The following is a 12,313-nucleotide window of genomic DNA, read 5'->3' on the forward strand; positions in this document are numbered from 1 at the left end:
CCTTGCTCCGCGATAAGGGCATTGTGCTGCCTTGACCTGACCTCCCTCCCCGCTGAAAATGCGCGACGCTTTTTTGTCTCCCGTTTACTGAAGTAGTGAAATTTCAATGTCCGATTCTTACACCGAACAATCCGCCGAAGAATCCGTAGTCGCCTTGCACGCCAAGGCTGAATACGAAAACGCCATCAATCTTTCACAGCATGTGCCAGCCGCCAAGATCATCAGCGAGATGGTGCTGGACGCCTTTCACACCTCCAAGGAAAGCGACCAGATCCGCGAACTGCGCGTCGCCATCCGCCAGGCCCACGACGCCTTCGACGACGACAAGGCCTACGCCCTGATGGGCCAGCTCAAGCAGCTCAAGGACGCCGAAGCCGCTGACAACATCGCCCTCGAAGACCTGAGCAGCAAGTTCTCCATCAGCCGCATCCTGTCGAGCTTCAAGGATGATCCGCAGTTTCAGGAGCTGGTCTACGGGCTGGCCCTCAAAGTGTTGAACCAGTCTCACCAGGCCATCAGCAACCCAAGCGCCGGCAAAGGCAAGGCTGCTCGCCCCAAAAAAGAAGCCGAAGTGTTTGTGATCAGCAAGGACGGCATCAGCGTCACCCTGCCGCTGCGCACGCCACGCTCGCGGTTGAACGTCGACCGTGAGGCGTTTGAGTTCCTGGGTTTCAACTTTGTGGGTGAAGGCGATGAAGCCGAGCTTGAGGTTGAAAGCTTTGTGGATAACGCCGGCGTCGAGCAGCCGCTGAGCCGCAAGAGCGTGATTACTGCGCTGCAACAGCAGACGGCGTTTGAGGGTTACAGCATCGCGCAGCAGTAACACCACCGAACTGAATGTGGGAGCAAGCCCCTCCCACATCGGCGCTAGACCGTCGCCGCAAACACTTCGCGAAACCGTTCCATCTCCCGCTTGTTCCCCACCGTCACGCGTACCCACTGCGGCCAGTTTTTCCACACCCGCCCGATGAACACCCCCTGAGCGGCAAGCTTGTCGATGACCTGCTCGGCCGGTTGCTTCACGTCGATCATGAAACAGTTGGCCTGGGAGACCGTGCAGGTGAAGCCACGGCCCTTGAGCCAGGCGATCGTTTCATCGCGCAACTGGGCATTGAGCGCCTTGCGTTGTGGCAGCAGCTTCACATCTTCCAGGCTGGCGAGGCCGCCGAGCAAAGAAGAACCTGCCGGCACATTTTCACCGCCGAACACCGCCAGCCGTTCCAGCAGCGCCGGGTGGCCGATCGCCAGGCCCAGGCGGGCGCCGGCCATGCCGTAGATTTTCGAGAAGGTGCGCAACACCAAGAGGTCGTCGTGATCCTTGACCCAGCTCACCACGCTTGGGGTGTCGGCGAAGTCGATGTAGGCCTCGTCCACCACCAGCACGCTGCCTTTGGGTTTGTTCGCCAGCGCCTGACGGATGGCGTCGGTTGGGGTCAGGGTGCCCGTGGGGTTGTTGGGGTTACACAGGTAGAGCACACCGGCCTGGGGGTCGGCAGCGAGCATCGCCGGGACGTCGTGGGCATGCTCGGCATTGAGGTCCACTTCACGCACCGGCGCCTTGCGTGATTCGGCCGCCTGGCGGGGGACTTCGTAGGACGGCGTGGCCATCACCAGGCCGCGGGTTTCACTGGTGAACGCCAGCACCGCGTAGCGCAGCGCAGCCATGGAACCGGCGAACACCGCCACCTGCTCTTCGGCAATCCCGTGCTGCTGGGCAAACAAGCCGGCCAAGGCGTACATGTGTTTGTACGGATACCGCCCGGCTGTCGCGATGCCGCCCTGCATCGCTTCGCGGGCCGCCGTCGAAGGCCCATAGGGGCTTTCGTTGTAGTTGAGCAGTACCTTGTCAGTCTTGGTCGGCGCGGGTGCGGCGACCGCCCAATCCAGGCGCCCGAGCAAAGGCAGGGCGGCGCCGAAGGCGAGAAGGGATCGACGACTAACACTGACCATGGTGACTACTCCTTGTAGGCGGGTGATGGATTCGCACAGCTCGTATAGAAGGGTATGACGAGACAAGGGACGAATGATTTAACCGCGCCGCCATGAAAAAGCCCCGTACGACTTGCGAAGACGGGGCTTTTTTTGTGGTCAGGGGTTTCAGTGTTCCCACTACGCGCTCGTTGTTCAAGCGCTACCTGATCTGCGTACCGAGGTTAGTTCAGCTGCAATTTGTGCTTCAGGCTGAGCATGACCGCTGTCTTGTCCTGCAGGTAGTCATTCAAGCCGCGTGCGCGCAGGTTGCACGCATCACACTCGCCGCAGCCGGTGCCGATAATGCCGTTGTAGCAGGTCAGTGTCTGCTCGCGGACCAGGTCCAGTTGCTGGTGGTAGTCCGCCAGTGCCCAGGTCTCAGCCTTGTTCAGCCACATCAACGGGGTTTGCAGGCGTACGTCGTACTCCATGCCCAGCTTGAGGGCCTGGTTCAAGGCTTTGACGAACTCATCGCGGCAATCAGGGTAGCCGGAGAAGTCGGTTTCACACACGCCGGTGATGACCGCCTCGGCCTTGACCTGATACGCGTAGATCGCCGCCAGGGTCAAAAACAGAATGTTGCGGCCCGGCACGAAGGTGCTCGGCAGGCTTTCCCCGGAGCTGTTCAAGGTCGGCACTGGAATGTTGTCGCGGGTCAGGCTGCTGATCGCCAGCTCGTTGAGCAGGGACACGTCCATCACTTTGTGAACGGTGGCCCCCAGTTGCCTGGCAAGCTGCTGGGCGACTTCGATTTCCGCCACATGGCGCTGACCGTAATCGAAGGTGATGCAGTGCACTTCGTCATACAGCGGCAGCGCCTGGATCAGGCACGTCGTCGAATCCTGACCGCCACTGAACACCATAACGGCTTTTTTACTCATCACTTTGCTTCCTGCCGGGGTAAGGGTTTGGGCATAGTTTAAAGGTCACTCAATAAAAAACCCCGCGCTTCTTTCGAAGGCGGGGCCTTTTTACTCTTCGGACACTCAGTGTGCGTAGGTCAGCAACAGCTCTTTCGGCACTTGGAAATCCAGGGACATCATCACGCTGAGCGCGGTGATGGTGAAGATCGAGAACACGAACAGCTTGCGCGCCCAGACGGTGTCGTCCACCGCCTTGTAGCCGGTCCAGGCCATGTACAACCAGTACATGCCCATGGCGGCGGCGACGGCAAGGTAGCTCATGCCGGCGTAGCCACTGAAGGTCAACATCAAGGTCGCCACGAGGAAGGCCAGGATGTAGAGCAGGATGTGTTTCTTGGCGACCTGGATGCCACGCTTGACCGGCAGGACCGGAATCGAAGCAGCCAGGTAGTCGTTGAAGCGGAAGATCGCGATGGCGTAGGAATGCGGCATCTGCCACAGGCTGAACATCACCAGCAGCACCAGCGCAGCCATGTCGAAGCTATTGGTCACAGCCACATAACCAATCACCGGCGGCATCGCCCCCGACAGACTGCCCACCAGCGTGCCGTGAACCGACTTGCGCTTGAGGTACAGGCTGTAGAGACCGACGTAGATGACAAAACCGATCACGGCAAACAGCGCCGCCAACGGGTTGGCCACCTGGTACAACAGGGCCACACCGGCAACACCCAGGACGGTCGCGAAGATCAGCGCCAGTTTCAGGGAGATAAGGCCCTGGACCAGCACGCGATTCTTGGTGCGCTCCATCTTGATATCGATGTCACGGTCGATGCAGTTGTTGAAGACACAACCGGAAGCTACCACCAGGGATGTGCCGATCATCGCAGCCAGGAAGATGGCCAGATCGACATGTCCCTTGGAGGCCAGGAAGAAACCGCCCGCCACAGAAAGCACGTTACCGAAAATGATCCCCGGTTTGGTGATTTGGATAAAGTGCTTAAGCGACATCGGGTCTTACCTCACTTCGCCATCATGAACGTATGGATGCTGAACATGATCCATATCGACAGACCAACCAGCAGCAGGATTACCAGGCCTGCGAACACGAACGCAATCACGTTATCGCGCTGCTCTTTAGAACGATCCAGGTGCAGGAAGTACACCAGGTGAACCAGAACCTGAATCACCGCGAACGCCAGCACGATCATCAAGGTGATCGATTTCGGCAGGGTCGGGTACATCACCAGACCGAACGGGATGAGCGTCAGGATTACCGACAGGATGAAGCCGATAGCGTAAGACTTAACGCTGCCGTGGCTTGCATCATGGCTGTCATGGTCATGGGAGTGTGCATTAGCCATTACAGAGTCCCCATCAGGTAAACAACGGTGAAGACGCAGATCCAGACCACGTCCAGGAAGTGCCAGAACAGGCTCAGGCAGCTCAGGCGAGTCTTGTTGGTGTTGGTCAGGCCGTGCTTATTGACCTGATACATCATCACCGCCATCCACAGCAGGCCGGCAGTTACGTGCAGACCGTGAGTGCCTACCAGCGTGAAGAACGCCGACAGGAAGCCGGAACGGTGCGGGCCGTAGCCTTCGGAGATCAGCAGGTGGAACTCGTTGATCTCCATGCCGATGAAGCCCAGGCCGAACAGGAAAGTCAGGCCCAGCCAGCTCAGTACGCCTTTCTTGTTGCCCTTGTAGAAGGCCAACATGGCGAAGCCGTAGGTGATCGAACTGAACAACAGCAAGGCGGTTTCGCCGAGCACGTAAGGCAGTTCGAAGATGTCGTGGCCCGATGGGCCACCCGCTACGTTGTTTACCAGTACCGCGTACACCGCGAAGATCGACGCAAACAAGATGCAGTCGGTCATCAGGTAGAGCCAGAAACCGAAAACGGTCATCGGCCCCGAGTCGTGGTGATGGTCATCGTGCCCATGGTCATCGACATGGGCGTGTCCAGCATTGGTCACTAAGTTCGACATGGTTTAAGCCTGTTCCAACGAGGTTTCTACACGGTTGGCCGGGATTTTCTTCTCGGCGACCAGGCGAGCGTGCTGCTCGGCTTCGATGCGCTCGATCGTTTCGACCGGCACCATGTAGCCTTGATCATCACGTGCAGCGTGGACAATGAAGTAGCCGATGGTGCCCACCAGGCTCACGATTGCCAGCCACCAGATGTGCCAGATCATCGCGAAACCGAACACGGTCAACAGCGCACCCATCACCACGCCGGTGGCGGTGTTGCTTGGCATGTGGATCGGTTCGTAGTGCTTAGGTCGCTGGTACGCAGTACCGTCTTCCTTGGCTTCGGTGAACGCATCGATGGTGTTCGCAGTAGGGATCACAGCGAAGTTGTAGAACGGCGGTGGCGAAGAAGTCGACCATTCCAGGGTGTGGCCATTCCATGGGTCACCCGACTCGCAAGCGTTCTGCTTACGGTCACGGATACTCACGTACAGCTGGATCAACTGGCAGGCGATGCCGACAGCGATCATCACCGCACCGAACATGGCGACGTACAGGTACGGCACCCACTCAGGGTTGGTGGTGGCGTTCAGACGACGGGTCATGCCCATGAAGCCCAGTGCATAGAGCGGCATGAACGCGACGAAGAAGCCCGAGATCCAGAACCAGAACGCAGCCTTGCCCCAACCTTCGTGCAGCTTGAAGCCGAACGCTTTCGGGAAGTAGAAGCTGAAACCAGCGATGTAGCCGAATACAGCACCACCGATGATTACGTTGTGGAAGTGCGCGATCACGAACAGGCTGTTGTGCAGGACGAAGTCAGCACCCGGGATGGCCAGCAGTACGCCGGTCATGCCGCCGATGGCGAAGGTCACCATGAAGCCCAGGGTCCACAGAACCTGGCTGGTGATGCGCAGACGGCCGTGGTAGATGGTGAACAGCCAGTTGAATAGCTTCACCCCCGTCGGGATGGAAATCAGCATCGTCGCCAGGCCGAAGAAGGCGTTGACGCTCGCCCCCGAACCCATGGTGAAGAAGTGGTGCAGCCAAACCATGAAGCCCAGTACCGAGATCGCGCCGGAGGCGTAGACCATCGAGTGGTGACCGAACAGGCGCTTGCCGGTAAAGGTCGAGATCACTTCGGAGAAGATACCGAACGCTGGCAGGATCAGGATGTACACCTCAGGGTGACCCCATGCCCAGAACAGGTTCACGTACATCATTGGATTGCCACCAAGTTCATTGGTGAAAATGTGGAAATCCAGGTAACGGTCAAGCGACAGCAGCGCCATGGTAGCGGCCAGGATCGGGAACGAAGCCACGATCAGCACGTTTGCCCAGGTGCAGGTCCAGGTGAAGATCGGCATGTCCATCAGTTTCATGCCAGGGGCGCGCATTTTCAGGACGGTGGCCAGGAAGTTGACCCCCGTCAGCGTCGTCCCGAGCCCTGATAACTGTAGCGCCCAGATGTAGTAGTCCACACCCACGCCAGGGCTGTACTGGATACCCGACAATGGCGGATACGCAACCCAACCGGTCTTGGCGAACTCGCCGACACCCAGGGACACGTTGATCAGCACAACACCGGAAACCAGCAGCCAGAAGCTCAGGGAGTTCAGGAACGGGTAGGCAACGTCACGCGCACCGATCTGCAGCGGCACTGCAAGGTTCATCAGGCCGGTGAAGAAAGGCATCGCCATGAAGATGATCATGATCACACCGTGGGCGGTGAAGATCTGGTCATAGTGCTCAGGCGGCAGGTAGCCCGGCGAACCCTCGGTGGCCATGGCCAACTGGGTACGCATCATGATGGCGTCGGCAAAACCGCGCAGCAGCATGACCATGGCAACGATGATGTACATCACGCCGATTTTCTTGTGGTCGACCGACGTCAGCCACTCGGTCCACAGGTAGGTCCACTTCTTGAAATAAGTGATTGCTGCAAACAGTGCCAGACCACCCAGCGCGATCATGGCGATGGTAATCATCACAATCGGCTCGTGGAACGGGACCGCATCCCAACTTAATTTACCAAACATCGTTTACTCCTCTGCCCCAGCAGTTGAATGCGAGCCCGTGTCAGAACCTTCAACCGCGGCCACTTCTTTCTTCTCGTGCTTGACCGGCTTGCCTGGCTTCATACCTTCGTACTTGTCGACGATTTTCTGAAACAGGTTCGGCTCATACGTGGAGTACAGGGCGACAGGGTTGTTCTGGCTTGGTTTGGTCAGGGCGTCGTATTCAGCTTGATCAAGCTGTTTAGGTGCGGCCTTGACTTCGGCTACCCAGGCGTTGAAATCTTCCTGGCTCGTCGAGATCGCTTTGAATTTCATGCCGGTGAAGCCAGCGCCGCTGTAGTTCGCGGAGATGCCTTCCATTTCAGCTTTTTCGTTGGCGATCAGGTGCAGTCGGGTCTGCATGCCTGCCATCGCGTAGATCTGACCGCCCAGGGCTGGGATGAAGAACGAGTTCATCACAGCGTCGGAGGTGATCCGGAAGTTAAGCGGGGTGTTCTCAGGGAAGCGAATCTGGTTAACCGTGGCGATACCCAGGTCCGGGTAGATGAACAGCCACTTCCAGTCCAGCGCGACCACTTCGATGTTGATCGGCTTGACATCGGACTCCAGCGGACGGTACGGGTCCAGCTCGTGGGTCGACTTATAGGTGATGTAACCCAGGGCGATGATGATGAGGATCGGAACCAGCCACACCGCGATTTCAATCTTGGTGGAGTGCGACCACTTCGGCGCGTAGGTCGCGCTGGTGTTCGACGCGCGGTATTTCCAGGCGAAGGCGAAGGTCATGATGATCACAGGCACCACGACCAACAGCATCAGCAGGGTGGCAGTGATGATCAGGTTTCGTTGATCCAGACCGATCTGTCCTTTTGGGTCCATCAAGGTCCACTTGCAGCCTCCCAGCATTAACATCATGCCAAGCAGCGGCAAAAAGCCTAGTAATCGGGGGTACCTGTTTTTACTCATCTCACGACCTCTAAAGCAGCTTGCGCAATGCAGTTGGGTTTTGATCGCCAACACTTCACCCTGCCAAGGGTTGGCATTTCTCTTCGATTGAATAAGAGCCTGCCCGTCACGTCATATAGGTACGCTTCACGAGCCTGCGGTGAGTTCTTATTCGATTTCGTGGTTAAAGGCCTTGTTACAGACCAATTCCCTTTGGTGCGGATAGTTGAAAGGCTGCCGGAACCTTGGGGTCGCACAGAGCCGTCCATCTGCCCCTCGACCGCTCCAGTGCTCAAATATTGAACGGCACCGGACATTCAGTGCGGGCGATTGTAGTTAGCTAGCGATGTATAAACCATGTCTTATAAAGAAATAATTTTTATCGATTACAGCAATAATCCTTCACCAATTTTGCAATGGTTCGCGATGTTATCGCGTTCGATTCTCAACAAAAACCACAAAAATTGCCGTGTTATAGGGCAAACCGTCACAGCCCTTACACCCCGTAAGGGCCAGCAAAACCTATGCAACCCCCCATAAAACAAGGCATTCGGACATCACTCAAAGGCTTGTACGGCGTGAGGTGCGCGGCGTCGCCCAACCCACGAACTGACAGCACATCTTGGAGGTTTTTTGCAAATTTAAGCGCGGGTTTGGCAGGTCAGAAACGTCCTGCGGCGGCTTCCGTGTGACAACATGTCGCACATTGCGCGCGCCCAAAATTGTCCGGCGTCACGTTCTGTTCACAAAACCCTACATGCAAAACGCCCCGGCCTTCCTTGAAGAAGGACCGGGGCGTTTTGCCGATGGGTTCAGGCCTTGCGCTGGCGATTTCGATAGATACCCAGGGGCACCAGGATGACCGTCAGCACGAACGCCACCAGCGCCCATTGCGCCAGGGACAAGCCGAGCACCGGCGGGTACGGGGTGCTACAGAAACCGTCGACCTGGAAGCCCAGTGGGAAGACCTTGGCCAGGGGCAGTTCGTCGACGATAGGTTGCAGCACATCGACGCCGCAGCTGACCTGCGGGAAGAACTGGGTGTACACATGGTGACCGGCCGCAGCCACCCCACCGAGGGCGCTGAGGACCACCAGGCCCTCGAACAGCGTGATGGCGCCCTTGGTGCGCATGGCTGCACCGATGAACGCGAAGATCGCAATCAACAGCAAGGCGTAGCGTTGCAGGATGCACAACGGGCACGGCGCCTCGCCCAACACCACCTGCATGTACAACGCCCCACCGATCAGCGCCAGGCAGATGATGCCCAGCAACACCAGAAAGCGCCGCTCCCTGCCTAAACGCAATTCGTCACTCATCCCCGTATCCCTTTGTTTGGTTGTGCCAATGGCCGCAAGTTTACACACAGAGAGTGGTTTAAACAGAGAGGGGTTAACAGGGGATTAATTGGGGGATAGCGACAGGCTGCAAGCTGCAAGCTTCAAGTAAAGGCTTCGATCCAGCCTTTACTTGCAGCTTGCAGCTTCCCACTACCCCAAACGCGGTTACTCCAACGCGGCAGCCGGGCCGAAGAATTCGTAGCGGCTTTGTTTCTCGGGTACGCCCAGGGCCTTGAGGTGGCGCTTGATCGCCGCCATGAAACCTTTAGGGCCGAGGAAGTACGCGTCCAGGTCACGCTGCTCCGGCAACCACGCCGCCAGTTGCTCCTGGCTCAGCAGGCCGATTTTATCCGCCGCCGGGCTCACGCCGTCGTCCTCGGCATAGCAGTAGAACCGCTTGACCTGCGGGTGCTTGGCCGCCAGTGCATCCACCCAATCGCGGAACGCATGCACCCCGCCATTACGCGCACAGTGGATAAAGTGCACCGGACGCTCGGTGGCCAGTGCCGCCTCCAGCATCGGCAAGGTCGGGGTGATCCCTACCCCGCCACTGATCAGCACCAGCGGCTTATCGCTGGCCGCCAGGGTGAACTCGCCCGACGGCGGAAACAGGTCAATCGTCGCACCCACCTGCAACTGGTCATGCAGGTAGTTGGAAACCCGCCCTCCGGCCTCGCGCTTGACGCTGATGCGGTACTCACCCGCATCACTCAGTGCCGACAGTGAATAGTTGCGGCGTACTTCCTCACCGTCGAGCACCAGCTTCATGCCGATGTACTGGCCCGGCGCGGCAGAGAGGATCGGGCCGTTATCCACCGGGGCGAAATAGAAGGAGGTGATCTCGGTGCTCTCCTCTACACGCTTGACCACGGTGAACGCCCGCGCACCGCGCCAGCCACCCGGAGCCTGGGCCTTCTCTTCGTAAATGGCCGCTTCCGCGCCAATCAGGATGTCCGCCAGTTGGCCGTAAGCCGCGCCCCAGGCATTCATCACTTCAGGGGTGGCGATCTCGCTGCCCAGCACCTCGGAAATCGCCCGCAGCAGGCAAGCGCCCACAATCGGGTAATGCTCCGGCAGGATCTGCAAGGCCACGTGCTTGTTGATGATCTTCGCCACGAGGTCGCCCAGTTGGTCGAGCTGGTCGATATGCCGCGCATACATCAATACGCCGTTGGCCAGGGCGCGGGGCTGGTCACCGCTGGCCTGGTGGGCCTGGTTGAACAGCGGGCGGACCTCAGGGTACTCGGAGAGCATCATGCGGTAGAAATGGGTGATCAGCGCTTCGCCGCCGCTTTCCAGCAGGGGCACGGTGGATTTGACGATGGCACGGTCTTGGGCACTAAGCATGGGAGCCTCCTGGGCTTCTTTACTGATTACCCTTAGTTACTCAGTATTCATGCCAACTTATAATTCCTTGAATTTCAATGAGTTGAATAATATGTAGTCAGTATGACTTCCTACGATCTATAGTCATAAGGACTACAAGGAGTCTTTATGACTGCACATTCGCTGCTCACTACCCTGCTGCCGCTGGTCGCCGACCTGTCACGGGAACTGCCCGAAGGTGAGCGCTATCGCCGCCTGTTGCAAGCCATGCGCGCGCTGCTGCCCTGCGATGCCGCTGCGTTGCTGCGTCTGGACGGCGAGTGGTTGGTGCCTTTGGCTGTGGACGGCTTGAGGCCTGACACCTTGGGCCGCCGCTTCAAGGTCAGCGAACACCCGCGCTTCGCCGTGCTGCTCAGCAGCCATGGGCCAACACGCTTTGACAGTGACAGCGAATTGCCTGACCCCTACGACGGCCTGGTCGATGGCTTGCATGGCCATCTGGAAGTCCACGATTGCATGGGCTGCCCGCTGTTTATCGACGACCAGCCCTGGGGCCTGTTGACCTTGGACGCGCTGGACACCGAACGCTTCGAACGGGTGGATCTGGACGCCCTGCAAGCCTTTGCCAGCCTCGCCGCCGCCACCGTCAACGTAGCCGAACGTATCGAGCGCCTGGCGTTGCGCGCCGAAGACGAACACCAGCGCGCCGAGATCTACCGCCAAGCCAGCGGCCAGCAGCACAAGGAAATGATCGGCCAGAGTAAAACCCACAAGCGCCTGGTGGAGGAAATCAAATTGGTGGGTGGCAGCGACCTCACGGTGCTGATCACCGGCGAAACCGGGGTGGGCAAGGAACTGGTGGCCCAGGCCATTCACGCGGCGTCGTCCCGTGCGGACAAACCGCTGATCAGCCTCAATTGCGCCGCCCTGCCGGAAACCCTGGTGGAAAGCGAGTTGTTCGGCCATGTGCGCGGTGCCTTTACGGGCGCGCTGAATGAGCGTCGCGGCAAGTTCGAACTGGCAAATGGCGGCACATTGTTTCTGGATGAAGTGGGTGAGCTGTCGCTGAGCGTGCAGGCCAAGCTGCTGCGGGTGCTGCAAAGCGGCCAGTTGCAGCGCCTGGGCTCGGACAAGGAACACCAGGTCGACGTGCGCCTGATCGCCGCCACCAACCGCGACCTCGCCGATGAAGTGCGCAACGGCCGCTACCGCGCCGACTTCTATCACCGCCTGAGCGTGTACCCGCTGCAAGTGCCGGCACTGCGCGAGCGCGGGCGTGATGTGTTGCTGCTGGCCGGCTTCTTCCTGGAGCAGAACCGCTCACGCATGGGCCTGGGCAGCCTGCGCCTGACCAGCGATGCCCAGGCGGCGCTGCTGGCCTATAACTGGCCGGGCAATGTGCGGGAGCTGGAACATTTGATCGGCCGCAGTGCGCTGAAAGCCCTGGGTAACTGTCGCGAGCGTCCGAAGATTCTGAGCTTGAGTGCCCAGGACCTGGACTTGCCCGACGTCAGCACGCCGGTGATCGAAGCACCGACAGAAGCCGCCCTTGCCGTCACCGGTGACCTGCGCCAGGCCACCGAGCACTACCAGCGCCAAGTGATCAACGCCTGCCTGGAGCGCCACCAGCACAACTGGGCCAGCGCCGCCCGCGAACTGGGCCTGGACCGCGCCAACCTCGGCCGGATGGCCAAGCGCCTCGGTATGAAATAGCAAGGCCAACTCGGTCAAATGTGGGAAATGCAGGAAATGTGGGAGGGGGCAAGCCCCATATGCGCTAACCATATCTCAAAAGCTATAGTAAAAACTGCCTCGCTATAGGAAGTGACTAGCAGTGACAGACGCCACGCAAAAACTGAATGAAGACTGGCCAAAAC

The 12,313-nt window shown here is 58.8% G+C and carries 11 protein-coding genes; 2 read left to right on the forward strand and 9 right to left on the reverse strand.

What is annotated here, in order from left to right; genetic code table 11:
- Positions 1 to 106 precede the first annotated feature (106 nt).
- Positions 107 to 823 carry a hypothetical protein gene (locus tag FIV39_RS32000; protein WP_090400711.1) on the forward strand — a complete coding sequence of 239 codons (717 nt, stop codon included), beginning with the start codon at positions 107 to 109 and terminating at the stop codon, positions 821 to 823.
- Positions 824 to 867: 44 nt separating this feature from the next.
- Here FIV39_RS32000 and ptaA read toward each other — a convergent pair whose 3' ends face one another.
- From ptaA to hmpA, 9 genes are all read right to left on the reverse strand, one after another.
- Positions 868 to 1,950: a pyoverdine biosynthesis transaminase PtaA gene (gene ptaA, locus FIV39_RS32005; RefSeq protein WP_090400712.1), complete on the reverse strand. Its 1,083-nt coding sequence runs from the start codon at positions 1,948 to 1,950 to the stop codon at positions 868 to 870.
- Positions 1,951 to 2,153: 203 nt separating this feature from the next.
- Positions 2,154 to 2,852, reverse strand: coding sequence for a 7-cyano-7-deazaguanine synthase QueC (queC, locus tag FIV39_RS32010; RefSeq protein WP_090400713.1), 699 nt, complete (start codon positions 2,850 to 2,852; stop codon positions 2,154 to 2,156).
- A gap of 105 nt (positions 2,853 to 2,957) precedes the next feature.
- A complete protein-coding gene (gene cyoE / locus FIV39_RS32015; protein WP_027607620.1) occupies positions 2,958 to 3,845 on the reverse strand; it encodes a heme o synthase in 888 nt (295 codons plus the stop codon).
- A gap of 11 nt (positions 3,846 to 3,856) precedes the next feature.
- Complete coding sequence (gene cyoD / locus FIV39_RS32020) at positions 3,857 to 4,198, reverse strand: cytochrome o ubiquinol oxidase subunit IV (protein WP_010206434.1); 342 nt, start codon at positions 4,196 to 4,198, stop codon at positions 3,857 to 3,859.
- Positions 4,198 to 4,824, reverse strand: a complete 627-nt coding sequence (locus tag FIV39_RS32025; RefSeq protein ID WP_017734786.1) for a cytochrome o ubiquinol oxidase subunit III — start codon at positions 4,822 to 4,824, stop codon at positions 4,198 to 4,200. The genes cyoD and FIV39_RS32025 overlap by 1 nt, the downstream gene beginning before the upstream one ends.
- Before the next feature lie 3 nt (positions 4,825 to 4,827).
- Positions 4,828 to 6,846 carry a cytochrome o ubiquinol oxidase subunit I gene (cyoB, locus tag FIV39_RS32030; protein WP_090400714.1) on the reverse strand — a complete coding sequence of 673 codons (2,019 nt, stop codon included), beginning with the start codon at positions 6,844 to 6,846 and terminating at the stop codon, positions 4,828 to 4,830.
- Positions 6,847 to 6,849: 3 nt separating this feature from the next.
- Positions 6,850 to 7,791: a ubiquinol oxidase subunit II gene (gene cyoA / locus FIV39_RS32035; RefSeq protein WP_053132079.1), complete on the reverse strand. Its 942-nt coding sequence runs from the start codon at positions 7,789 to 7,791 to the stop codon at positions 6,850 to 6,852.
- Between the two features lie 791 nt (positions 7,792 to 8,582).
- The gene (locus FIV39_RS32045) at positions 8,583 to 9,089 is read right to left on the reverse strand and encodes a disulfide bond formation protein B (RefSeq protein ID WP_090400715.1); all 507 of its coding nucleotides are present in this window, start codon (positions 9,087 to 9,089) and stop codon (positions 8,583 to 8,585) included.
- Positions 9,090 to 9,275: 186 nt separating this feature from the next.
- Complete coding sequence (hmpA, locus tag FIV39_RS32050; RefSeq protein ID WP_090400716.1) at positions 9,276 to 10,457, reverse strand: NO-inducible flavohemoprotein; 1,182 nt, start codon at positions 10,455 to 10,457, stop codon at positions 9,276 to 9,278.
- A 147-nt stretch (positions 10,458 to 10,604) separates the two neighbouring features.
- Between hmpA and norR the strand changes: the two genes are divergently transcribed.
- Positions 10,605 to 12,149: a nitric oxide reductase transcriptional regulator NorR gene (gene norR, locus FIV39_RS32055; protein WP_090400717.1), complete on the forward strand. Its 1,545-nt coding sequence runs from the start codon at positions 10,605 to 10,607 to the stop codon at positions 12,147 to 12,149.
- The last annotated feature ends 164 nt before the right edge of the window (positions 12,150 to 12,313 follow it).

The sequence above is a fragment of the Pseudomonas grimontii genome (assembly GCF_007858185.1).
GTDB classification, from domain to species: Bacteria; Pseudomonadota; Gammaproteobacteria; order Pseudomonadales; family Pseudomonadaceae; genus Aquipseudomonas; species Aquipseudomonas grimontii.